Here is a 23,864-nt window from a genome sequence, read left to right on the forward strand (position 1 = left end):
CCGAGTGCCGAGTGCCGAGTGCCGAGTGCCGAGTGCCGAGTGCCGAGTGCCGAGTGCCGAGTGCCGAGTGCCGAGTGTCGAGTGTCGAGTGTCGAGTGTCGAGTGTCCAAGAAACCCGGACGCCGCAGAAATTCGTCCGGGTGTTTTGGACACTCACGGGAGGACGCGGGCATTCGGACGCTGCGGCCCGCAACGCGCGCTGCTTGCGGGGAGCGGGGTCAGCCGCGGAAGCCGGCGGGGTTGGCGAGCAGGTCGCTGAAGGCCAACTCGGCGGGGCCCACGAGCATGAGGCGCGAGCGCAGATGTGCGCGCTCGAGGCGGATCGTGCGACCCTCGGCCCCCAGCGGGTGCACACGCACGGCGTCGGCGAGGCGCTCGCGACTCACCGACAGCAGCGCGCCGAGGTACCCCGAGAGCACGACCGTCTCGGGGGCGAAGGCGTTGACGAAGTTGGTGAGGGCGAGCGAGAGCATCTCGACCTGGCGCGTCACCTCGGTCATCACGCGGGGGTCGCGGGCGACGCCGAGCTCGACGTCGAGTTCGTCCTCGTCGAGCTTGCGGCGCCCCAGCAGCGGTTCGATCAGGTCGAGGCTGACCTCGGCCTCGAGGCACCCGCGGCGTCCGCACACGCAGGGGCGTCCGCGCGGGTCGACGACGGTGTGGCCGAGCTCCCCGGCGTAACCCGACGTCCCTCGCAGCAGGGTGCCGTCGATGATGAGACCGCCGCCGATGCTGTGCATCGCGCCGCCGAGGTAGAGCAGGTTGCCGACGCCCACGCCCACGCCGAACCGCGACTCCGCGAGGGCGCCGATGCTGGCGTCGTTGCCCGCGGCCACCGGCATCCCGAGCTCGTCGCTCAGCCGCGCCGCGACCGGATCGCGCTTCCACCCGAGGGTGGGCGAGACGAGAACGGAGCCGTTGGCGTTGACGAGTCCGGGGACCGCCAGCCCGGCCCCGACCACGCGGTAGTGGCGATCGATGTCGGCGCGCATCGCCTCGACCGACGAGGCGACGATCTGCACGAACCGCTTCGGCGCGGGCGCCGTCGCGGTGTCGTGGCGAAGACGGGCGTGCACCACACCGCCGAGGCCGACCAGGGCCACGGTCACGGCGTGCGGCTCGGCGCGCACGCTGAGGGCGGCGACGTGGTCTTCGGGTTCGAGGTCGAGGGTGGGACGACCGACCTTGCCGGTGCGCTCCCCGCTCGGAGCCTCGCGGACGAGGCCGAGCTCGGTCAGCTCCATCACCAGGCCCGTGACCGTGGAGCGGTTCAGCCCGGTCATGGCGCCCAGCTGGGCGCGTGAGAGCGCTCCCCGGGAGTGGAGAAGCGACAGGACGGACGAGAGGTTCTGCTGACGGATCAGGTCGTTCGTCGTACGGCCAGCCGGCGGCGCGAGCGGGGTTGCGGGCTCGAACACGGCAGGGGTCATGAGAGGCGCACCTCTCCCATCATCCCATCGAGCGGACCGGAGTGTTCACGCGGCCGACGCACGGCGACGCGAAGGGGCCGACGGCCGGAGCGGCCGGGATGGGGAGCCGGCCGGGTGACCGGGCTCCCCATCCGGTCACGCACCGCCGTTGCGCCGCTTGTTGAAGATGTCGAACGCGACGGCCAGGAGCAGCACGATGCCCTTGATGGCCATCTGCCACGCGGCGTCGACGCTGAGGATCGACAGACCCATGTTCAGCACGCCCATGACGAGGCCGCCGACCACGGCGCCGACGACGGTGCCGATACCGCCCTGGACGGCCGCACCACCGATGAACACCGCAGCGATCGCATCGAGCTCGTAGTTCTGACCGGCCGAGGCCACCGCACCGCCGGCACGCGCGGTGCTGACCACGGCGGCGAGACCCGCGAGGGCACCCATGTTGACGAAGATGAAGAAGTTGACCCACTTCGTCTTCACGCCGCTCATCACAGCCGCGAAGAGGTTGCCGCCCATGGCGTAGATGTGGCGACCGAAGGTCGTGCGGTTGAGCACGAACGTGTACGCGAGCACCAGCACGGCCAGGATGATCAGCACGATCGGGGTGCCGTTGTAGGCCGCGATCGTGAAGGCGGTGGCCATGATCGCGAGCACCGCGACGACGTTCTTCGCCCAGAACGACCAGGCGACCTCGCGCGGCAGCTCGAGGCGGCGCAGCGTCGCGCGGGTGCGCAGCTGCTGCACGACGAGCAGGACGCTCGCGACGGCGCCGAGGGCCAGGGTCAGGGCGTCCCAGTTGCCGAGGTAGCCGAGGAACGGCGGCAGCCAGCCGGCGCCGATGGCGGTGAAGCCGTCGGGCAGGCCGCTGATGGTGCCGCCGGTGAGCAGCACGAGCGTGAGACCGCGGAACAGCAGCATGCCCGCCAGGGTCACGATGAACGCGGGTATGCCGACGAAGGCGACCCAGAAGCCCTGCCACGCCCCGACCACGGCGCCGACGACGAGCGAGAGCAGGACCGCGACGAACCAGGGCAGACCCCATTGGTTCATCGCGATCGCCGCGATCGCGCCCACCATCGCCACGACCGATCCGACCGAGAGGTCGATGTGGCCGGCGATGATGACCATCACCATGCCGATCGCGAGGATCAGCACGTAGGCGTTCTGCTGGATGAGGTTGTTGACGTTTCCGGGCATCAGCAGGCGACCGCCGGTGAGCACCTGGAAGAGCACGATGATGATGACGAGGGCTGCGAGGATGCCGAACTGACGGAAGTTGATGCGCGACAGGATGCCGCGACGTCGCGGCCCCGGCTGCGTCGGCGCGTCGACCGTCTGGGTGGATGCGGTGGCCATTGCTGTCAGTTCCTTCCGGCGGTCATGTGCCGCATGAGGTTCTCCTGCGTGGCGTCGTCGCGGCTGACCTCGGCCGTGATGCGCCCCTCGGAGATCGTGTAGATGCGGTCGGAGAGGCCGATGACCTCGGGCAGCTCCGACGAGATGACGATGACGGCCTTACCCTGGGCCGCGAGTTCGTTGATGATGCCGTAGATCTCGTACTTCGCCCCGACGTCGATGCCTCGGGTGGGCTCGTCGAGGATCAGCACGTCGGGCCCGGTGAACATCCACTTCGACAGGACGACCTTCTGCTGGTTGCCCCCGGAGAGTCGTCCCGTGATCGCGGCGACGCTGGGCGCCTTGATGTTCATCTTGTAGCGGTACGAATCGGCGACCTTGTACTCGCGGTACCGGTCGACCACACCGAGGCGGGCGAGACGGGCGAGGGCGGATGCCGAGACATTGACCTGGATGTCGCCGATGAGGTTGAGGCCGTACTTCTTGCGGTCCTCGGTGGCGTAGGCGATGCCGTGCTTGATGGCCGCGTCGACCGTGCGGACGTCGATCTGCTGCCCGTTCTTGTAGACCTCGCCGGAGATGCCGGTGCCGTACATGCGCCCGAAGATGCTCATCGCGAGCTCGGTGCGACCGGCACCCATGAGGCCCGCGAAACCGACGATCTCGCCGGCGCGCACCATGAAGGAGGCGTCGTCGATGACCACGCGTTCGGTGTCGACGGGGTGGTGGACGGTCCAGTTCTCGACGCGGAAGAGCTCGTCGCCGATGTCGGGTTCGCGCGGCGGGAAGAGGCTGTTCAGATCGCGACCGACCATGGCGCGGATGATCCGGCCCTCGTCGGTGTCGGCGTCGGAGCGGTGCATCGTCTCGATCGTGCGACCGTCGCGGATGATCGTGATGCGATCGGAGATGCGCAGCACCTCTTTGAGCTTGTGGCTGATGATGATGCAGGTGATGCCCTGCGTCCGCAGCTGGTCGATCAGATCGAGCAGGTGGGCGGAGTCGTCGTCGTTCAGCGCGGCGGTTGGCTCATCGAGGATCAGCAGCTTCACCTCTTTCGCGAGGGCCTTGGCGATCTCGACGAGCTGCTGCTTGCCGACGCCGAGCTCGAAGATCTTCGTCGCGGGGTTCTCGCGCAGCCCCACCCGCTTGAGCAGTTCGGCCGCTGCGGTGTTGGTGGCGTTCCAGTCGATGACGCCGCGACGCGACTTCTCGTTGCCGAGGAAGATGTTCTCGGCGATCGAGAGGTACGGGCTGAGCGCGAGCTCCTGGTGGATGATGACGATGCCGGCGGCCTCGCTGTCGTTGATCGAGCGGAAAGCCATCTGCTCCCCCTCGAGGGTGATGCCTCCCTCGAAACTGCCGGCGGGGTAGACGCCGCTGAGCACCTTCATCAGCGTCGACTTGCCGGCACCGTTCTCGCCGCAGATCGCGTGGACCTCGCCGCGGAAGACGTCGATCGACACGTCGGCCAGGGCGGGAACCCCGTTGAACGACTTCGAGATCCCCGACATGCGCAGGATCGGTTCGGTCATGGTGTGTGCTTGTCCCTCCGCCGCCGGTGGGGCGGCATTTCGGCTCCGCCGCCCAGGGGGCGGCACGGGGAGCGGCGGGGCGGGCGAACCCGCCCCGCCGCCGGGTGACTCAGAGTCCGACGTCGGATGCCTTCAGGAAGCCCGAGTCGATGAGCTTCGACTGCACGTCGTCCTTGGTGACCACCTCGGGGGTCAGCAGGTACGAGGGGACGACCTTCTTGCCGTTGTTGTAGGTCTTGGTGTCGTTGACCTCGACCTCCTTGCCGTCCTTGATCTCCTGGATCATCGTGAAGACGCGGTCACCGAGGGCACGGGTGTCCTTCCAGACCGTCATCGACTGCGCACCGTCGAGGATCGCCTTGACGTTGGCCTTGTCGGCATCCTGACCCGTGATGATCGGGTAGTCGGCGCCGGGGGTGTAGCCGGCCGACTTCAGCGACGCCTCGATACCGATGGCGAGGCTGTCGTTGGGCGAGAGCACCACGTTGACCTTCTTGCCGTTGCCGTAGAACGACGAGAGGCGGTTGTCCATCTCGGACTGCGCCTTGTCGGAGGCCCAGCCCTGGATGCCGATCGACGCCCAGGCGTCGTCGTTGGCGGGCGACTTGCCGCTGGGGACGACCAGCTGACCCTTGTCGACGTAGGGCTTGAGCACGTCCCACGCGCCGGCGAAGAAGAACTTCGCGTTGTTGTCGTCGGGGCTGCCGGCGAAGGGCTCGAGGTTGAACGGGCCCTTGCCGTCCTTCAGACCGAGCTGCGTCTCGATGTACTGGCCCTGCAGGGTGCCGACCTTGTAGTTGTCGAACGTGGCGTAGTAGTCGACGTTCTCGCTGCCGTTGATGAGACGGTCGTAGGCGATGACCTTGGCGTTCTGCGACTTGGCCTCCTGCAGCACCGGGCCGAGGGTCGATCCGTCGATCGCGGCGATGACGAGGATCTTCGCGCCGCCGGAGAGCTGGTTCTGGATCTGGCTGATCTGCTGGTCGGTCTTGTTGTCGGCGTACTGCAGGTCGACGGTGCAACCGGCATCCTGGAGCTTCTTCTGCAGCTGCTCGCCGTCGTTGATCCAGCGTTCGAGGCTGCGGGTGGGCATGGCGATGCCGACGTTGCATTCGGTCGCGCCGCCGCCCGCGGCGTCTCCTCCGCCGTCGGCCGGACGGGTGGAGCTGCACGCTCCGAGACCGACGGCGAGTGCGGCGATGGCCGCACCGGTCAGGATTTTCTTCAGCATGTGATCTGCGTTCCTCTCTGAACAGCAGGGATCCTTCGATCCGTACCCGCGCCCTCCCCGGCGTCGGATCGGGTACGTCTTCGTTCCCGGCACTCTGGTCCGTCGAATTATGACGGCTCCGAAAAAATATCCACCGGAGGGGGTTTTGTCTATAGCCGCGTCAAAATTCATGCGGGCCCGTGATCCGACCGTGACGGAACGGTCGTCGAGCCGCTCTCAGCGCGTGTCGTGGTCGACGCCCGACCACAGGTCGCCGCACTCGACGAGCTGCGCGTCCTGCGCGATGAGGTAGGGCCGCGCGCCGATGTCGCCCCGGATCGAGGCCGCCACGGGCGCCCAATGATCGCGACCCAGGAGCACCGGGTGACCGGGCGCCCCGTCATAGGTCGCCTGCGCGAGGGCGTCCCTGCGCGCGCCGCGTGCGACCCGAGTGACGGCGGATGCCGGGACGTCGGGGGTGTCGACGGGCAGCACCACGACGGAGTGGGAGGGCCCGGATGCCAGCGCTTCCAGCCCCGCGCGCAGCGACGCCGCAACGCCCGTGGCCCAGTCCTCGGCGCGAACGACCGAGACCCCGGTGGGCACCAGCGCCGTCGCGGCGTCGGCTTCGGCACCGAGCACGACGGTGACGTCGTGGCATCCGCCCTCGACCAGCGCGCGGGCGACGAGCGCGATCCAGGGTGTTCCGGCGCGGGTGCGGGCGAGGGCCTTGGGGCCTCCGAAACGCCGTCCGGCCCCGGCGGCCAGCACGAGGCCCGACACGGTTCCGAGGGGTGCGGCGGGCATGGTCACGACAGCGTAGCGTGCGCGAAACACGCCCCGATTACGGTCACATCCATGCTCGAACTGGCCGCCGACCTGGTGCCGCTGCTCGACGCGGGCGTGCCCGTGGCGGCCGTCACGGTCACCGCGGTCGTGCGCAGCGCACCCCGCGGGGTGGGCGCGACCCTCGCCGTCACGAGGGACGCCCGGGTGATCGGATCGATCTCGGGGGGCTGCGTCGAGAACGACGCGGTCATGCTCGGCCTCGACGCCCTGCGCACCGGAACGATCCGTCGGGCGCGCTTCGGTTTCGGCGACGACGACGCCATCACCCCGATCGCCGCGGGTCTCGCGTGCGGCGGGGCCGTCGACGTCGTCGCGTACCGGGTCGAGGACGCTCACCGTCCCGCGCTCGAGGCCGCCCGGGACGGCCGTGAAGCGACGCTTCACCTCGACCTCGGCACCGACGAACCGCTCGTCCTGCATCGCGCCGCTCCCCCTCGGCTGATCATCCTCGGCGCGGGCGAGCACGCGGCCGCCCTCTGCCGATTGGGAGCCGCGGCCGGTTTCGCGGTGACCGTCTGCGACGACTGGGCCCTCCTCGTGACCCGCGACCGCTTCCCCGACGCGGCCGAGCTGGTCGTCGGAGCACCCCACGAGGTCCTCGAGACCCTCCCCTCCCCTGATGCGCGCACAGCCGTGTGCGTCCTCACCCACGACGAGCGTCTCGACGTTCCCGCGATCCGCGCGGCACTGCGCCTGCCGGTCGGTTTCGTCGGGGCGATGGGGGCTCGCGCCACCGTCGCGCGTCGGGCGGCTCTCCTCCGCGCCGCCGGCGTGACGGATGCCGAGCTCTCGCACCTGCACTCCCCTCTGGGTCTCGACCTCGGGGGCCGCTCCCCCGAGGAGACGGCCCTGTCGGTGATCGCCGAGATCGTGGCATCCCGGAACGCCGCCGACGCCCGACCGCTGCGCGAGGCCGCCGGCCCCCGCCTGCACGCGATCGCGAGCGGCGTGGACTCGTGTGCTGCGAGGAGCGCATGAGCGTCGTCGTCGTCCGCGGCGCCGTCGCCGTCGTCGAGGGCTCCGGGCGCGTGCGCGAGGGAGACGTCACGATCGATGACGGGGTCGTCGTCGAGAGCGCCGACACGACGGATGCCGAGATCATCGACGCCACCGGCTGCGTCGTCACGCCGGGACTGGTCAACGCCCACCATCACCTTCTGCAGACGGCGTTCCGCACGCTGCCGGGCACGCGCGGCATCCCGATGCGGGAGTGGCTCCCGGCCATGGCGGCGGCGTACGCCGAGGCGGGTGTCGACCCGGAACTGACCGGGCTCGCCGCTCGAGCGGGTCTCGCCGAAGCGCTGCTGTGCGGGGTGACCACCGTCGCCGACCACCATCTGACCTGGCCCGCCGACGCCGACACCGTCGCGATGGCCCGAGCGGCGGCGGACGCCGCGACCGATCTCGGCGCCCGCCTGGTGTTCGTGCGAGGGGCGGCGCGCGACGACCCGCAGACCGCGGCCGCTTCGGCGGAGGCCATCGTCTCGGCCCTCGTCCCGGATCGTGCGGGCGGCGTCTCCGCCGACGGGATGCTGCAGGTCGCCGTGGGACCGGCCGGCGTGCACAGCGACCCGCGCGAGACGTTCGAGCTGCTCGGCGAGGTGGCCCAGCGCCACGGCCTGCGCCGGCGCACGCAGGCCAACGAGGTCGTCGATGTCGAGATCGCCGTCTCGCGCTACGGGAAACGCCCCCTCGATCTGCTCGAGGAGTGGGGCTGGCTCGCTCCCGACGTCACCCTCGCGCACCTGTGCGCGGTGACCGATGACGAGATCGCGCGGGTCGCGGCAGCCGGAGTCTCCGCCACCCATGCTCCCGGGTGCGACGTCCCCATGGGCTGGGGCGTCGCGCCGGTGCGGCGACTGCTCGACGCCGGCGTCGCCGTGGGCCTCGGCACGAGCGGCGGCGGCAGCAACGACGCGGGGCACCTGCTCGCCGACGCGCGCCTGGCCATGCAGGTCTCAGCCCTGGTGGGGCCGCAGGTGCCGGCATCCGACGTTCTGACGATGGCGACCTCGGGATCGGCCGATGGGCTGGGCCGCCCCGAGCTGGGGCGCCTGACTCCCGGCTCGGCGGGCGACCTGTGCCTGTGGGACGTCTCGGGCATCGCCGACGCCGGCGTGGCCGACCCCGTGGCGGGGCTGCTGTGGGCAGCTCCCGGTCGACGCCCGCGGACCGTCCTCGTGGCCGGACACGTCGTCGTCGACCAGGGTCGGCTGATCCGCGCCGACGAACGCGAGGTCGTCGCCCGACTGTTCGAGAGGGTGAAACGATGACCACCATGGCCCCCGTGATGGATACCCCCAGCAGCGACGAACGCTTGGGCGCTCACTTGCGTGGGCTGCGCAAGGCGCGCGGGCTGACCCTCACCCAGCTCGCCGAGGCCGCGACCCTGTCGCACCCTTTCCTCAGCCAATTGGAGCGCGGTCTCGCGCGCCCGAGCATGGCGAGCCTCGAACGGCTCGCCCGGGCGCTGGGCACCAGCCGAGTCGAGCTGCTCGCGGGGTCGGAGCCGCCGCGCGCCGATCACGACGCCGAGCCCTCGTTCGTGGCCGCCGACGAGGGGGTCATCGGCCCCTATGCCGAGGGAACCGCCCGGCTGCTGGCCGAGGGCCCGCGGCGGTTCGAGCCCCTCGAGTTCACGGGGTCGAATCCGACTCCTGGCGATCACTACGTGCACGAAGAGGACGAGTTCCTCACGGTTCTCGAGGGCTCGATCGTCATCTCGTTCGGCGGCTTCGGCGAGCGCACCCTGCGGGTCGGCGACTCGGTGTACTGCCGGTCGGGCACACCGCACCGCTGGTACTCGCCCGACGGCTCCGTGTACCGGTTGCTCATCGTGAAAGAGCTCGTGCACGGCGGCGGCGCCGACGACGCGGTCGAACAGGAGGACACGTGAGTGCGGGAGTGACATTCGACGCGGTTGTCCGAGAGCGGCGGGATGCCGCGGACGGCGTCGTCGTGCTCGACCTCGAGCGCGCGACGGGGACGCTGCCGCACTGGTCGCCCGGAGCGCACATCGACGTGGTCCTGCCCGGCGGAATCGAACGGCAGTACTCGCTCTGCGGCTCGCCGACCGAACGCGGCACGTGGCGCATCGGGGTCCTCCGCGAGCGCGAAGGATCGGTGTGGCTGCACGAGAACGCCCGGGTCGGGTCGACTCTGCGCGTGCGCGGCCCCGCGAACCACTTCCTGTTCGCGCCCACCGCGGGACGGTCGTACGTGTTCGTCGCCGGCGGGATCGGCATCACGCCGATCGTGCCGATGATCGAGGCCGCCGCGGCGGCCGGGGCCGAGTGGACGCTGCTCTACGTCGGGCGATCGCGCACGACGATGGCCTTCGTCAGCGAGCTCGAGGCGCAGTACGGCTCCCGCGTCGAGGTGTACGCGGCCGACGAGGGACGACGACTCGACCTCCCCGCTCGCCTCGGCACGCCCGTGGCTCGCACGGTCGTCTACGCGTGCGGACCCGCCCGTCTTCTCGAGGCCCTGGATGCCACGATGTCGATCTGGCCGCGCGGGAGCCTGCACGTCGAGCGGTTCGAGGCGAAGGTGCTCGGCCCGCCGGTGTGGACCGACTCGTTCGAGGTCGACCTGATGATGTCGGGGCTGACGGTGACGGTGCCGCCGGAGCGCTCGGTGCTCGATGTCATCGAGGAGCAGGGCATCGTCGTTCCCTCGAGCTGTCGCGTCGGCACCTGCGGCACGTGCGAGGTGGCGGTGGTCGACGGCGACATCGAGCACCGCGACTCCGTCCTCTCCCCCGAGGAGCAGGATGCCAACCGCTCGATGATGCCGTGCGTCTCGCGCGCGGCGTGCGCGCGGATCACGCTCGAGCTGTGACGCCTCTCGACGGCGCGTCGTCAGCGGTGAGGTGAATCGGCCGTACCCGCGGAGGCTGCGACCCGAGGGGCACACACGGCGGCGACCACGAGCGGGGCGGCGAGCATGACCCACGCCGCAAAGGGGGCGGCGGTCCAGCCGAGCAGGGCGCCGACCGCGACGTTGCCGATGAGCACGACCACGCCACCGCACGTCGACAGCAGACCGAAGAACGATCCCGTGGGCAGGGTCCCGGCGAAGCGAGGCACGAGTCCCTGCGCGGTGGGGTTGGTCGTGAGGTGCCCGAGGATGACGAGACCGGCGGCCGCGAACACGGCGACGATACGCCCGGTGGGGTCGAGCGGCACGATGGCACTGGCGGCGACGACGGCGAAGCCTGCCGCCGAGAGACCGTAGCCGACCCGCAGGGCGCGGGCCGCGCCCACGCGGTGGCACCAGCGCGAGACCGGCAGCTGCAGCACGAGGGTCAGGGCCGAGACCCACGCGAACATCGCCGCGACCACCGCGGGGCCGGCCTCGGCGCGCGCGAGCTGGAGGGGGAGCGCGAGATAGAGCTGGTTGAAGGCGAGCAGGTCCGCCGCGTGGAGGGCCGAGAACGCGACGAAGCGGCGATCGCGGAGGGACCACCAGCGTCCGTGGATCCCCCGCTCGGTCGACGCGGGCTTCCGACGCGGCAGGGCGAACGCGAGGAAGACCCCGATCAGCACGAAGAGGGCCGCCCCGGCGAGCGCGACGACGACGAAGCCCCACCCCAGCAGGGCGGCACCCACGAGGGGTCCGAGCACCGCCCCGAACTCCCCCGCGACACTCAGCCACGCGAACAACGAGGCGCGGTGTCGGGCACCCGCCGGAGCGCGGCGCTGCTCGGCATCCGCCACGAGGATGTTGACCCCCGGCGAGAAGAGCGCGCCGCCCAGGCCCGTCAGCACGGTCCCCGCGACGAACAGGGCGAGCTGCGGAGCGGGCGTGAGCAGCGACAGGGCGAGGGTGGCGAAGCCGAGCACGCGCACCGCACATCCCGTGAGGATCGTGCGGCGCGCGCCGAAGCGGTCGGCGAGCACCCCGCCGACGAGGAACATGCCCTGCTGCGCGAAGGTGCGCACCCCCAGGACGAGGCCCACCACGGCGGCGGTCAGCCCGAAGTCATCGGTCATCACGAGGGCGAGGAAGGGAACGACGGCGAAGAAGCCGACGTTGAACATCAGCTGCGTGCCCAACAGCACCGGTGTGCGGGTGGCACGGGGCGGGGCGGGGGTGACGTGCACGGCGATCTCCGGGGGTGGGGGCGTCCAGCGCCTGAACGATCCTTTCATCCGCGCAGGCGCGCTCGCGAACGCGCTGTGGCGACGACGGTGACGAGAACAGGAGAAGAGACGAGAACAGGCCGATCGAGCCGTAATGGGCCTGTTCTCGTGACATCCCCTGTTCTCGTCGCGCCCGCTCGCGCGACCACCGCCGCCTGTCGGACAACTTTGTCGAGAGGGTCACGCGGGGGAAATACAGCGGAAACGCGTGGTTCCTAGCATCGGAACATCGCCGGATGTTGGTCACACCAACACTGACGCAGCCGCCTCGAGCGGCTCGCCCCGTTGCCGTGGCTCCCGTCCCGACGCTTGTCTTCTCGACTCCTCCGGAGGCCCTCGTGTCTGCCGCTCCACCCGTCTCCATCGCCGCTCTGCGCGGTGTGCGCCTCACCTCCGGCGCGCTCGTCGACATCGCGATCGACGGCGACGAGGTGCTCGCGGTGGTGCCGGCCGGCAGCCCCCTCCCCGAGACCGATGGCGAGATCCTCGACCTCGACGGATACCTCGTCACGACGGCCGGAGCCGAGCCGCACGCGCACCTCGACAAGTCCCAGTCCTGGGATGCCATCGACCCCCCGTTCGGCGACCTCGAGCGCGCGATCGAGAGCTGGCACGCTTTCGCCGCGACGCTCGACGAAGACGACACGTTCGAGCGAGCACGCGCCACGGCGCTGCGGATGCTGGCATCCGGGATCACCTCCATCCGCACGCACGTGGACCTGCTGCGCGGAGAGGACGCCCTCACGGGCGTGCGCGCCCTGGTCCGGCTGCGCGCGGAGCTCGAGGGGATCATGGACCTCGAGCTCGTCGCCCTCGGCGGCCCCACCGTGCCCGACGAGGTGTTCGAGGCCGCCCTCGACGCCGGGATCGACCTGGTGGGCGGGGCTCCGCACCTCGCCGACGACCCGATCGCCGACCTCGAGCGGCTCATCGCCCTCGCTCGTCGCCGCGATGTCGGACTCGATCTGCACACCGACGAAAGCCTCGCCGGGGCGGACACCCTCGCCGCCTACGCCCGAGCCGTCACCGGGTGGCACCGCCCTCGCACCGCGGGCCACTGCGTGCGCCTGAGCATGATGCCCGAGACCGCTCTCGAGAACCTCGCGGCCGAGGTGCGCGCCGCCGATATCGGCATCATCGCCCTCCCCATCACCAACCTGTACCTGCAGGGATGGGGCGCCGACCACGCCATCCCCCGCGGAATTGCACCGATCGGCCGCCTCAAAGACGCGAGCGTCCGCGTCGCGGCGGGCGCCGACAACGTGCGCGACCCCTTCAACCCCGTGGGGCGCTGCGACCACCTCGAGACCGCCTCGCTGCTCGTCAGCGCGGCCCACCTCGCCCCGGCGGAGGCCCTGGATGCCGTCACCATCGGCGCCCGCGACGTGATGGGCCTGCCGATGGCCGGACCCGTCGCCGGAGCGCGCGCCGACCTCGTCGCGGTGAAAGCGGACTCGCTCGGCGACGCCGTGGCCTTCGCCAGCGCCGACCGCGTGGTGCTGCATCGCGGCCGGCTCGTCAGCCGCACCACCGTCTCGACCCAGACCGCTCTTGCCACCCTCGTCCCCGCCCCCGAACGGAAAGTGAGCGCCCCGTGACCCTGGCCTCTCCCGCCCCGGCATCCGTCGCGGATCCCACCGCGCCGCTGCTGGACTTCCGGAACGTCGCCATGACGTTCCCCAACGGCACCACCGCCCTCTCCGGCGTCGACCTCACCGTTCAGCGCGGCGAGTTCGTCAGCGTCGTCGGCCCTTCCGGCTGCGGAAAGTCGACCCTCCTGCGCATCGCCTCGGGTCTCGAGACCGCGAGCGAAGGCACCGCCACCGTGGCCACCGACCGCATCGGCTACGTCTTCCAGGACGCGACCCTGCTGCCCTGGCGCGATGTGCGCTCCAACGTCGAACTGCTCGCCGAGCTCAACTGGCAGCCCAAGCGCGTGCGCGCGCCGAAGGCGCAGTGGGCCATCGACCTCGTCGGCCTGAACGGCTTCGAGAAGCACCTGCCCAAGCAGATGTCGGGCGGCATGAAGATGCGCACCTCGCTCGCGCGGTCGCTGACCCTCGACCCCGAGCTGTTCCTGTTCGACGAGCCGTTCGGCGCCCTGGACGAGATCACCCGCGAGCGTCTGAACGACGAACTGCTGAAGATCTTCGTCGCCCAGAAGTTCGGCGGACTGTTCATCACCCACTCGGTCTCCGAGGCCGTCTACCTCTCCACCAAGGTCGTCGTGATGTCGGGCCGCCCCGGCCACCTCGTCGACACCTTCGAGGTCCCCTTCGACATGCCCCGCGATCCCGAGATCCGCTACACCGGTGAATTCGCGAAGCTCGTCGGCGAGGTCTCCCACGCCCTCCGGGAAGGACACTCATGAGCACCACATCCGCAGAGCCCGTCGTCTCCGACGCGGCCGAGTCCTCGGCATCCGTTCCCCCCGTCGAGCCGCCCCGCCCGCGCGTGGCGAAGACCCGACGCGGGTTCGGGGCCCGGGCCGCGCTCCTGGGCCCGCCCCTCGGCGTCCTCGTCGTGCTGCTGGGCATCTGGTACGCGATCTCGCTCACCCTGAGCGCCTCGGGCAAGGGCTTCCTCATGCCCATGCCGCACGAGATGTTCACCTCGGGCTTCTTCGACCCGCAGGTGAGCAGCGACATCTGGATCGCCCTGTTCCGCACCACCGGGGTCGCCCTCGCGGGCCTCGGGATCGCGATGATCATCGGCATCGGCTGGGCCATCGCCATGTCGCTCGCCCGCTGGGTCGAGCGCTCGACCTACGCCTACGCGGTGGTGCTGCAGTGCATCCCGATCCTCGCGCTCGTGCCGCTGGTCGGCTTCTGGTTCGGTTACGAGTTCCTCGCCCGTGTCATCGTCTGCGTGCTGATCTCGCTGTTCCCGATGGTGTCGAACACGCTGTTCGGCCTGCAGTCGGTCGACAAGTCGCAGCGCGAGCTGTTCCGCCTGCAGAAGGCCGACAAGTGGACGGTGCTCACCAAGCTCACCCTCCCCGCCGCTCTGCCCTCGATCTTCGTGGGAATGCGCACCTCGGCCGGACTCTCGGTCATCGGCGCGATCGTCGGCGACTACTTCTTCCGCCGCGGCGAGCCGGGCATCGGCTCGCTGATCGCCAACTACCAGTCGCGTCTGCAGAGCGCCGAGCTGTTCGCGGCGATTCTCGCGGCCTGCCTGCTGGGTGTCGCGATCTTCGCCTTCTTCGGCTGGCTGTCGAAGGTGGCCGTGGGCCGCTGGTACGACAGCACCCTCTGACCCGACCTCCTCGAATTCCGGATGCCACGGCTCCTCCCGCGCATACGCACGGGAGCGGCATCCGGCGTACCCGAAACACCCGCACCCGAGAGCTCCACCCGTCACAGAAAGCGAACCAGCATGCAGCGCTCCACCCTCCTCCGCGGCACCGCCGTCACCGGCGCCGTCGCGATCGCCCTCACCCTGACCTCCTGCGCCGGCAGCGCCGCGGAGACCGCGCCGTCCGCGGCCGACATGGAGATCGGTTCCGTCGACCTCTCGGCCGACTGCCCCTCGACGGTCGTCATCCAGACCGACTGGAACCCCGAGGCCGAGCACGGTCACCTCTACGAGATGATCAAGGACAACTTCACGATCGACGCCAACATCAAGGCCGTCACCGGCCCGCTGATGTCGGACGGCGAGTACACCGGCGTCAACCTCGAGATCCGCGCCGGCGGCCCGGCCATCGGCTTCCAGACCGTGTCGGCCCAGATGTACCAGGACGACTCGATCACCCTCGGCTACGTCAGCACCGACGAGGCGATCCAGCTCTCGAGCACGACCCCGACCAAGGCCGTGTTCGCCCCGCTCGACATCAGCCCGACGATGGTCATGTGGGACCCCGCGACCTACCCCGACGTCCAGACCATCCAGGACGTCAAGCCCGCACTCGAGAAGAACAAGGGCGTGTGGCGCTACTTCGACGGCTCGGCGTACATCGAGTACCTCAAGAGCTCGGGCCTCGCCTCGTCCGACGTCCTCGACGGCTCGTACGACGGCACCCCGTCGAACTTCGTCGCCGCGGGCGGCAAGGACATGCAGCAGGGCTTCGCGTCGGCCGAGCCGTACGTGTACCAGAACGAGGTCTCGGCCTGGGGCAAGCCCGTCAAGTTCGCGCTCATCCACGACGCCGGGTGGCAGACCTACCAGTCGTCGGTGTCGGTCAAGGCCGACAAGTTCGACGAACTGAGCCCGTGCCTGTCGAAGCTCGTCCCCGTGCTGCAGAAGGCGGGCGTCGCGTACTACAAGGACCCGTCCGCCGCGAACGACCTCATCCTCAAGCTCGTCGACGAGTACGCCACCGGCTGGACCTACACGCAGGGCGTAGCCGACTACTCCGTGAAGACGCAGAAGGAGCTCGGCCTGGTCGGCGACGGCCCCGACTCCACCTACGGCAACTTCGACGACGGCCGCTTCGAGGACTTCTTCGCCAAGGCGAGCAAGGTCTACACCGACCTGGGCACCCCGCCGGCGTCGGGCTACACCCCCGCCGACCTCTACACGAACGAGTTCATCGACAAGAGCATCTCGTTCTGATCGCTCCGGCCCGGTCCGCCTCGTGCGGGCCGGGCCGTGGTCGCTCCCGACACACCCCACCGGCGGCTTCGACAGGCTCAGCCACCCCCGTCCCCGGCCTCACCCAGGTCCCTGAGCCCGTCGAAGGGACCGGAACCGGTGGCTTCGACAGGCTCAGCCACCCCCGCGACACGACACCCCCACACCCCGTTCCACCCGGAGAAACACCCATGAGCGATACCGCCACCCGCGTCCTCTCCCTCGAGGACGAACTCCTCGACCTGCTCGGCCCCGCAGCCGTCAGCACCGAACCCCGCGTCCGCGAGCGCGCCAGCGTCGACGGCTCCCCCATGTCGCCGATCATCGCCGCGAAGCTCCCCCTCGGTCTCGCCGATCTCGTCGTCTTCGCCGCCGACGCCGAGCAGATCGCCACGGCCGTCGCCGCGGCATCCCGTCACGGCGTGCCCGTCACCGTGCGCGGCAAGGGAACCGGAAACTACGGTCAGGGCATCCCGATGCAGGGCGGCCTGGTCATCGACACCACGCGGGCGAAGGCGATCGTCGAGGTCGGCGACGGCTTCATCACCGCCGAGGCCGGCACCCCGATGGTCATGCTCGAGCAGGCCGCGTGGGCGAGCGGCCAGGCTCTGTGGATGTACCCCTCGACCGCGCAGTCGACGATCGGCGGGTTCCTCTCGGGCGGATCCGGCGGCACCGGCTCGATCGAGCACGGCTCCAACGACCGAGGGTTCGTCGCCGCGCTCGACGTCGTGCACGCCGACGGGAGCGCCGAGATCCACCACGTCGAGGGCGACGCGGCCCAGAAGTACGTGCACAACTACGGCACGGCCGGCGTCATCGTGCGCGCGACCGTCCGCCTCGAGCCGCTGCGCGAGTGGCGGGGCCTCTGGGCGAGCTTCCCCGACTTCGCCGGCACCCTGTCGGTGCTGCAGACCATCGGCAACCTCGAGCCCGCCCCTCGCCTGGTCTCGGGCGACGGCGTCGAGATCTCGGCATCCCTCCCCGCCGACGAGGCGATCCCCGAGGGGCGCTCGAGCCTGCGCGCGATCGTCGACGCATCGCTCATCGACACGGTGACCGCGATCGTCGAGGGTGCGGGGGGCCGCGTCGAGGCGGTGCGCGAGGGGCCGCAGGCCAGCATCCGCCTGTCGATGTTGAGCTACAACCACCCGATCGAGTGGTACCAGAAGAGCCAGCCGCACGAGGTGTTCCACCTCGAGGTCGCGGGAATGCCGCTGAGCGAAGACATCGAGGCGGTCGAGGCCGTGTTCCCCGGCGCGCACCTGCACATCGAGTCGACGAAGCAGCACCCGATCGGCATGCTCGCCGCACCGTACGTGAGCGAGGAGGACGTCTACCGCGGCATCGCCGCGCTCAACGGGATCGGGGTGGGCGTGCACAACCCCCACCAGTGGAACGTCGACTTCAACGTCGAGCAGACCGTCGAGACCGCGCGCGCCACCGACCCGCACGGCCTGCTGAATCCCGGCAAGCTCAACCCGGAGTACACCGGCGCACGCAAGGGAGCGATCCGTTGAGCCGGCTGCTCGCCGAGCTCAGCGGTCCCGCCGTTGCCGAGGCCCTCACCGAGAAGTCGATCATCGTGCTGCCCACCGGCGCGATCGAGCACCACGGACCGCACCTGCCCCTGGCGACGGATGCCATCGTCGCCGAGGCGTCCGCCACAGCCGCCGTCGCGCGGGCGGCGGCCCTGGGCCTGGACGTCTGGCAGTTGCCGACCCTGTCGATCACGAAGTCGGACGAGCACTCGTGGGCTCCCGGCACCCTGTGGCTGACGCCCGAGACGATGATGCAGACCATCGTCGACATCGGCCGGTCGCTGCTGACCACCCGCGCCCGCAACCTGGTGTTCCTCAACGGCCACGGCGGAAACGTCGCCCTGCTGAACGTCGCCAACCGCGAGCTCCGCCGCCGCTTCGGACTGCGGACGTTCTTCATGCCGGCCGCACGGGTGCCCTCGTTCACCGGCGCCGACGGCGGACCGAACGAGCACGGCACGGGCATCCACGCCGGGCACGGCGAGACGAGCATGATCATGCACCTGCGTCCCGAGCTCGTCGACGCGTCGAAATTCGAAGCGACCGTGCCGGCACACATCGGCGACTTCCGCCACATCGGCTTCAACGGCAAGCCCGTGAGCTTCGGGTGGCTGTCGAACGACTTCGGCCCTACGGGGGTGCTGGGCGATCCGACCGGAGCGAACGCCGCGCACGGCGCGCAGCTGTTCGAGGACAGCGTGTCGTTCGTCGTCGAAGCGCTCGAAGAGATCAGCCGATTCGACTACACCGCGTGAGCCGCTCGGGGCGGGCACAACTCCTGCATACCTGGCGGTTTCGCGAGCCGTACGGCTCGATCGGCCCGTTCTGCAGGAAATGTGCCGCACGCCGGTCGGATCCGATTCCGGATGCCGCGGTCTCGGCGGTCACCGCGTGAGCGTCGCCGCCGAGACGGGCCAGGGCGTCCGCGCCTACGGCCAGGTGCTGCGCCTGCCCGGGGCCCGCAGCTTCGTCGCCGCGGGGATCCTCGCGCGCTTCCCCCGGGCGACCCTGTCGCTCGGCATCATCCTGCTCGTGTCGGCCGCGACCGGCAGCTTCGCCTCGGCCGGGCTCGTCGTCGCACCCCTCGTCGGGGGCATGGCGATCGCTGCGCCCCTGTGGTCGTCGCGCATGGACCACCATGGCCAGGCCCGCGTGATCCGGGTGTCTCTCGCGTGCCTCGTGCTCGCGGCATCCGGACTGCTCGCCCTCGTGCTCACGGGTGCACCGTTCTGGACGTGGCTCGTGGCCGCGTTCGTCACGGGGGCGGCGACCCCCGACCTCACCTCGGCCGTCCGCGCGCGGTGGACGGTGCTGGCACCGCCGGCGCAGCGCACCCCCGCTCTGGCCCTCGAAACGATCGCCGACCAGATGGTGTTCATCTCGGGGCCGCCCGCCATCACCGCGGTGGCCGCTGCCCTCGACCCCGCGGTGGCGGTCCTCGGCTCGCTCGGGCTCGGAGTGATCGGCGGCGTGTGGCTCGCATCGCAGCGCGCGACGCAGCCCGCTCCGACACCGCGCGGGCCGCGCCGAGGCCTCGTCCTGCCTCCCGCCGGGGTGATCCCCATCGCGGTGGCCTGCATCGCCTTCGGCGGAGTGTTCGGCGCCTTCGACGTGAGCCTCGTCGGCTGGGCCGAGCTGAGCGAGCGGCCGTGGCTCGCGGGCCCGGCGTTCAGCGCCTTGGCCGTGGCCATCGCGATCGGCTCGGTCATCACCGGAGCGCGGACGTGGAAGCTCTCCCCCGCCGCGCGATACATCCTCTTCGCCGTGCTCGCCTGCGCGGTCGCCCTCGCCCTACCGTTCGGGCAGGGGTCCGCTCCCCTCCTGTTCGGGGTGATCCTCATCCTCGGGCTCGCGCTGTCGCCGGTGATGGTGTCGGGCATCCTGGTGGCATCCGCCCGCGCCCCCGAGGGGCGCGTAACCGAGACCCTCGCCTACCCGACCGCGGCGATGTCACTCGGCGTGCCGATCGGCGGAGTGATCGCCGGAGCCGCCTTGGACTCCACCGGCCCCGCGGCAGCTCTCGTCACCATCGCGGTCTCGCTGGCGTGCGCGGCGGCGATCGCCGCGGTCGGCGAAGCGCTGCTGCGGATCACGCGGCGTCGCTGACGTCTCGCGCGTCGGTCAACGGGAGAGCGCTGCACCCAGGTGGCGCAGCACCGAGACGTGGCCGTCGTCGGCGTGCAGGTCGAGCGTCGCGTGCGGGAGGGCGGCCTCAAGCATCCGAGCGTGAGCGGGAGGGATGACGCGATCGCGCTCGCCCTGGACGAGCAGAACGGATGCCGACACCTCGCCGAGCGCGAAACCCCAGGGGCGGGTGAAGGCGAGGTCGTCGTCGATGAGCCCCTCGGGTCCGTCGACTCCGGCCGCGCCGGCGTCGGCTCCGAGAGACGCCATCAGCGGGCACGTCGCCGCAGCGATGTCAAGCTCGGCCGAAGAGGGCGCAGGAACATTTGCATGGGTCGCATGGGGCCTGTTGAGCCTCGCGAGCCTCGCCGCCCTGCTCATCGTCCCCGGCATGGTCATGAGGCACATCCCCGAACAGCCGAACATCGAGTGGGTCTTCTCTTCTACCCCAGCCTCGCCGCAGCGATCGCCCTCGGCATCTGGCGACTGCTCAGCGACATCCGACTCCACCGCTGGAGCCGATGGATCGACGGCGCCGGCCTCTCCGCCGGCGCCCTGGGAGGCGCTGCCACCGACTGGCTCAACCGCGTCGCCTCCAGCATCCCCACCTCAGTCCCCGCACTCCTCGGACTTCTCATCCTCGGCGCAATAGCCCACATCCTGTGGGCCCGGGAAAGATGGCCCGTCGAGGATCGCGCGAGCGACAAATTGTCACAACGCCAATATGGCGGGCATGCCCCTCGCTCCCGCCGCCGGAAGCCGCTTCCAAAGCGACAATCGTTGCGTGGAGGAGAGGCTCTCCCGTCTAGCGTCATCGCACCTTTACGGCAGGATGAGGCAGATGAGCTACGAATCACTCCACAGAGATCTGTATTCCGCCGCCGAGCGGGCACGAGACAGCATCGACCACCAGCCCGGTGACCACAATGACGCCGGGCAGGCTCTTCAGCATCTCGACACCCTCATTAACATGTTGGACGAAATCGACGCATCGTCGCCCGAGGAACCGTCCGCAGCTGCAGACCTTGCTAAAGCCGTGGCTCAAGCTCGCGACGTGCTCGACCACCAGGACTACTTCGACGGTGACCTCGAAGCCCTCGCTGCGGCGGTCGCCGCCGCCGAAGACGCGGGCTTCATCGCCCCGACACCGCTCAATGAGTGGTACAACGGCGACACTCCGCCGAACGGCGAAAATTGAGACGGGGCCGCGCTTCATGAATGAGGCGCGGCCCGAGCCGTCAAAACGCGATGCCCGAGCCACCGGACGTCGCATATGGGGGAGCTGCACCACCCGATGAAGTACCACCCCCGCGCATGTGGGCTGACCGATCCGATGCCACTCTCGCGCCCAGGCTCGACCGAGCTAGAACGTAGGTACGGGCAACGCTCAGAGCCGCTCGGCGGGGCGTGTCCCTAGGCGCGGGGATATCTGACCTCGTCCAACGAGCTCTGCTTCCGCGCCAAGAACCTAACTACAGGAGGGGCAGAGGGGCGTGGTGGACGCGTCCATCACCTGCTCACACCGAACACACCGAACACCACGGAAAGTGTGGGTCATGTCGCCCTTCACTGGCTCTTCGAGAGTCACGCCGTACGTCGCAGCGAATGCGTTAGCCACAGACGGCAACATCCGCGCTACCTCTATCCGGTGGATATCAGTGGGCGTCTTCGGGTCGCGGGTCCGGCCTCGAGCGAGGCTATCGAGCACTGTCGTGTAACTGCTGCTGTCCAGCCTGATGCTGAGAAACAGGTCGGGGGTGACGGCCGACATCGACAGCCGGCTGAGATCCTCCAGCCCGAAATCCTTGATGTTGTCAGTGATGATGAGCCGCGCGCCAGCCGCATGCGCTGCAGACAGATGACGCTGGTCCTTCACATCCGTGTCCACCATGCCGACTGGCGCAACATTGGCAACAAGGACATCCCACCCGAACCGGGAGCGAAGCTCTGAGATTTTGGAGGCACCCTGGTGCTGATGCCGCTCGGCTTCCTCCTCTCCAAACCGGGACCATTTCACCGCATAGTCCGATGTCACGGCTCCAATGATCAGCAGTCCTCGCGTGATGGAGGGGATGAGGACGTTGGCGTCGAGATAGACGGGTCTTTTGACTGCCACCTAGCTCAGAAGTCCCCGGCGAAGGCGGTGCCCAGCTCACCAAGGTAGGCGGCACGGAACCTCTCAAAGTCCGCCACTTTGATGAGGGTTCTGCTGCCCTTTTTGCTGAAGGGAAGGTCCCCTGAATTGATCTTTCGAAGCACACTCGTGCGGGAGATGCCGAGCTCCTCGGCAACCTCTTTGGGCGTCATCGTGGGCGTTTCGACAAGGACCGTGATCGTGTTGCCCGCTTCCAGCTGCTCAGCGAAGCGCGCCAAAATAGCCTGGCGCGCTTGAGTCCCAGCAGGCATCTTTTCCAGCTTCATCAGAGTGCTCATCATCGCTCCTATGGACAGTTTGGACATCTAAGTGTCCATTCTGACAGATCGCGCCGTGTCCAGCTAGCCCACGCAGCGACTCCTCAGGCCCGGAGCACCTGCAGGACGACGGGCCACAGAGGGGCTATCGACCGAGGCGCCGAGGTCGTGGACGGACTGCACTCAAAGCGGAGGAACAGGTGTCTGAGCCAGCAGAAGCACCAGAGGCGGCCTACGCGGCCTTCCAGTGGGTGTCGCTATTGAGGGCCGGTGACTTCTCGACGGCGTGGGCAACCATGACACCGACTCTGCGGCTTGCAATCACTCAGCTGTGGATTACCGCATCTCCGGAGATTCTGGACACGGTCGACGACCGCGATCTCCTCGCGGCGGAGCTCGCGCAGCCACCCCCCAGTCATGCTCCTTGGGAAGATCTCAGTCGCGTCACAGAGCGGGAGATTCGAAGGGTAACGACCGACCCTGTCGGGGACCGGGAGCTTGGTCTTGCGTCGACGCATAGACCGCTTTCCCCCGGTTTGGAAATTGCGCGTCTCGTGCCGTTCGATCAGCTCGACCGGTCGAACCGTCAGGCCGTATGGCGTCCGGACCAGACCGTGCAGAGCGTCACGTTGATCATGCAGTGGGGAGAGGTGGCTGGTCCGTCGCCGGGTTAGCTGACCATATGTACACCCCAGGTTGGCCCCCCACCTTCGAGCGCGTGGTGGAACCGCGTCACTGAGGTTCGGCAGCATAATCGCCGCGGGCGCGAGGTCGTTCTCGGTTGTTGCTTGCACTCCGAGTGCCGTCTAGGTCTCAGCCTTTGCTCTCGCCAACGGCCTCCCCAGTTGATGCCCGCCGGACGAGTTCTGCGTGTTGAACGGAGAGCGGGAATTGAACCTCCTCACCGTCAGGGAACTCTTCGTGTCCAGACGTGAGCTGGAGCAGGTAGCTGCCGCCAGGTTCTCGAACCACGATGAGGGACCCACGGGTCACGGAACGGGCACCACCGATGGTGCTGACGGGCTACGACAACGAAAGTCGCAGGAGTTCGGGGGTTTCCAAGTCAGGTCCAGTCTCTAGATGCCAACAGGGCTGCAGGCTAGTCCAGAGGCAAACGCGTCAGCATGCTCTCCGTTAGTGTGCGCCCATGAAGCATCTGCACTATGGGTCGATCGTTGTCGCAATTTCTGACCAATTGGCATCGACGTTCGAGTCAGCGGCCCAGGCGTTCATGGTCGCAGGAAGGTCAGCTGTCTGGCCTGTGGCTGGCTACCGAGACGACAGGGACGAGGTATCCATTCAGGTGGCCATCGGCCCGGGAATCGCCTTCGCCGTAACTGACACGTGGTTGCCCGACCCGCGGGAGCCTGCACGGTACGACTCGGATTCCATCGCCTACATAACGTCTGAGCTTGAGTCTCTCGAGAAGGATCAGATGGCGACGGACCCGCGCAACGTGCTGGTCTATGGTCGCTTCGATCGGAGCTCGAATCGCGATGAGGGTAGCTGGAGATTCAGCGGGCATCCCTCAGTGACTCTCGCCAAAAGTCCACGTGCAGCGGTAGCCGCTCTGAATCTCGAGGGGATCGAAATTGTCGCAATCTCAGAGACGGGTGCTCCCGGTGATGAGGGCGCGTGGTCCAACTTCTACATCGTCGGACGCCCCATCTGACTCCGGTGTCGGCGCC

22 protein-coding genes are annotated in these 23,864 nt (G+C 69.2%); 13 read left to right on the plus strand and 9 right to left on the minus strand.

Annotated features, from left to right (window positions below; translation table 11 throughout):
• Nucleotides 1-218: 218 nt before the first annotated feature.
• The 5 genes from AB6V29_RS13005 to AB6V29_RS13025 form a co-directional block, all read right to left on the minus strand.
• Complete coding sequence (locus tag AB6V29_RS13005; RefSeq protein ID WP_369359121.1) at nt 219-1,430, minus strand: ROK family protein; 1,212 nt, start codon at nt 1,428-1,430, stop codon at nt 219-221.
• 135 nt (nt 1,431-1,565) lie between these two features.
• On the minus strand, nt 1,566-2,786 hold the full coding sequence (gene mmsB, locus AB6V29_RS13010) for a multiple monosaccharide ABC transporter permease (protein WP_369359124.1): 1,221 nt from the start codon (nt 2,784-2,786) through the stop codon (nt 1,566-1,568).
• A 5-nt stretch (nt 2,787-2,791) separates the two neighbouring features.
• Complete coding sequence (mmsA, locus tag AB6V29_RS13015) at nt 2,792-4,321, minus strand: multiple monosaccharide ABC transporter ATP-binding protein (protein ID WP_307314586.1); 1,530 nt, start codon at nt 4,319-4,321, stop codon at nt 2,792-2,794.
• A 109-nt stretch (nt 4,322-4,430) separates the two neighbouring features.
• Nucleotides 4,431-5,552 carry a multiple monosaccharide ABC transporter substrate-binding protein gene (gene chvE / locus AB6V29_RS13020; RefSeq protein WP_267789120.1) on the minus strand — a complete coding sequence of 374 codons (1,122 nt, stop codon included), beginning with the start codon at nt 5,550-5,552 and terminating at the stop codon, nt 4,431-4,433.
• 216 nt (nt 5,553-5,768) lie between these two features.
• Nucleotides 5,769-6,338, minus strand: a complete 570-nt coding sequence (locus AB6V29_RS13025; RefSeq protein WP_369359128.1) for an NTP transferase domain-containing protein — start codon at nt 6,336-6,338, stop codon at nt 5,769-5,771.
• 51 nt (nt 6,339-6,389) lie between these two features.
• Between AB6V29_RS13025 and AB6V29_RS13030 the strand changes: the two genes are divergently transcribed.
• The 4 genes from AB6V29_RS13030 to AB6V29_RS13045 are packed head-to-tail and all read left to right on the plus strand — an operon-like array spanning nt 6,390 to nt 10,220.
• On the plus strand, nt 6,390-7,358 hold the full coding sequence (locus AB6V29_RS13030) for an XdhC family protein (RefSeq protein WP_369359130.1): 969 nt from the start codon (nt 6,390-6,392) through the stop codon (nt 7,356-7,358).
• Nucleotides 7,355-8,653: an amidohydrolase family protein gene (locus AB6V29_RS13035; protein ID WP_369359132.1), complete on the plus strand. Its 1,299-nt coding sequence runs from the start codon at nt 7,355-7,357 to the stop codon at nt 8,651-8,653. The genes AB6V29_RS13030 and AB6V29_RS13035 overlap by 4 nt, the downstream gene beginning before the upstream one ends.
• On the plus strand, nt 8,650-9,276 hold the full coding sequence (locus tag AB6V29_RS13040; RefSeq protein WP_103206979.1) for a helix-turn-helix domain-containing protein: 627 nt from the start codon (nt 8,650-8,652) through the stop codon (nt 9,274-9,276). The genes AB6V29_RS13035 and AB6V29_RS13040 overlap by 4 nt, the downstream gene beginning before the upstream one ends.
• A gap of 8 nt (nt 9,277-9,284) precedes the next feature.
• Nucleotides 9,285-10,220, plus strand: a complete 936-nt coding sequence (locus AB6V29_RS13045) for a 2Fe-2S iron-sulfur cluster-binding protein (RefSeq protein WP_369359134.1) — start codon at nt 9,285-9,287, stop codon at nt 10,218-10,220.
• Nucleotides 10,221-10,240: 20 nt separating this feature from the next.
• Here the strand turns inward: AB6V29_RS13045 and AB6V29_RS13050 are convergent, their stop codons facing one another.
• Nucleotides 10,241-11,485: an MFS transporter gene (locus AB6V29_RS13050; protein WP_369359135.1), complete on the minus strand. Its 1,245-nt coding sequence runs from the start codon at nt 11,483-11,485 to the stop codon at nt 10,241-10,243.
• 377 nt (nt 11,486-11,862) lie between these two features.
• On the opposite strand from AB6V29_RS13050, the gene AB6V29_RS13055 reads away from it, so the two are divergent.
• From AB6V29_RS13055 to AB6V29_RS13085, 7 genes are all read left to right on the plus strand, one after another.
• Nucleotides 11,863-13,122: an amidohydrolase family protein gene (locus AB6V29_RS13055; RefSeq protein WP_369359137.1), complete on the plus strand. Its 1,260-nt coding sequence runs from the start codon at nt 11,863-11,865 to the stop codon at nt 13,120-13,122.
• Nucleotides 13,119-13,895, plus strand: coding sequence for an ABC transporter ATP-binding protein (locus AB6V29_RS13060; RefSeq protein ID WP_180993396.1), 777 nt, complete (start codon nt 13,119-13,121; stop codon nt 13,893-13,895). The genes AB6V29_RS13055 and AB6V29_RS13060 overlap by 4 nt, the downstream gene beginning before the upstream one ends.
• Nucleotides 13,892-14,782 (plus strand): ABC transporter permease, encoded by an 891-nt coding sequence (locus AB6V29_RS13065; protein ID WP_369359140.1) that lies wholly within the window; start codon nt 13,892-13,894, stop codon nt 14,780-14,782. The genes AB6V29_RS13060 and AB6V29_RS13065 overlap by 4 nt, the downstream gene beginning before the upstream one ends.
• 120 nt (nt 14,783-14,902) lie before the next feature.
• A complete protein-coding gene (locus AB6V29_RS13070) occupies nt 14,903-16,081 on the plus strand; it encodes an ABC transporter substrate-binding protein (protein ID WP_369359141.1) in 1,179 nt (392 codons plus the stop codon).
• A gap of 209 nt (nt 16,082-16,290) precedes the next feature.
• Nucleotides 16,291-17,619, plus strand: coding sequence for an FAD-binding oxidoreductase (locus tag AB6V29_RS13075; protein WP_267789103.1), 1,329 nt, complete (start codon nt 16,291-16,293; stop codon nt 17,617-17,619).
• Entirely contained in the window at nt 17,616-18,395 is a 780-nt protein-coding gene (locus AB6V29_RS13080) for a creatininase family protein (protein ID WP_369359142.1), read from the plus strand. Before AB6V29_RS13075 ends, AB6V29_RS13080 begins: the two co-directional genes overlap by 4 nt.
• Before the next feature lie 136 nt (nt 18,396-18,531).
• Entirely contained in the window at nt 18,532-19,746 is a 1,215-nt protein-coding gene (locus tag AB6V29_RS13085) for an MFS transporter (protein WP_369359144.1), read from the plus strand.
• A 15-nt stretch (nt 19,747-19,761) separates the two neighbouring features.
• On the opposite strand, the gene AB6V29_RS13090 is transcribed toward AB6V29_RS13085, so the two are convergent.
• Nucleotides 19,762-20,034, minus strand: a complete 273-nt coding sequence (locus AB6V29_RS13090; protein WP_369359146.1) for an alpha/beta fold hydrolase — start codon at nt 20,032-20,034, stop codon at nt 19,762-19,764.
• A 571-nt stretch (nt 20,035-20,605) separates the two neighbouring features.
• On the opposite strand from AB6V29_RS13090, the gene AB6V29_RS13095 reads away from it, so the two are divergent.
• On the plus strand, nt 20,606-20,962 hold the full coding sequence (locus AB6V29_RS13095; protein WP_322476627.1) for a hypothetical protein: 357 nt from the start codon (nt 20,606-20,608) through the stop codon (nt 20,960-20,962).
• Nucleotides 20,963-21,232: 270 nt separating this feature from the next.
• Here AB6V29_RS13095 and AB6V29_RS13100 read toward each other — a convergent pair whose 3' ends face one another.
• The gene (locus AB6V29_RS13100; RefSeq protein WP_369359148.1) at nt 21,233-21,880 is read right to left on the minus strand and encodes a hypothetical protein; all 648 of its coding nucleotides are present in this window, start codon (nt 21,878-21,880) and stop codon (nt 21,233-21,235) included.
• Between the two features lie 5 nt (nt 21,881-21,885).
• A complete protein-coding gene (locus AB6V29_RS13105; protein ID WP_322476629.1) occupies nt 21,886-22,197 on the minus strand; it encodes a helix-turn-helix domain-containing protein in 312 nt (103 codons plus the stop codon).
• 1,126 nt (nt 22,198-23,323) lie between these two features.
• Here AB6V29_RS13105 and AB6V29_RS13110 point away from each other — a divergent pair.
• The gene (locus AB6V29_RS13110) at nt 23,324-23,848 is read left to right on the plus strand and encodes a hypothetical protein (RefSeq protein ID WP_322476630.1); all 525 of its coding nucleotides are present in this window, start codon (nt 23,324-23,326) and stop codon (nt 23,846-23,848) included.
• The last annotated feature ends 16 nt before the right edge of the window (nt 23,849-23,864 follow it).

The sequence above is a fragment of the Microbacterium sp. 20-116 genome (assembly GCF_041079415.1).
Lineage (GTDB): Bacteria > Actinomycetota > Actinomycetes > Actinomycetales > Microbacteriaceae > Microbacterium.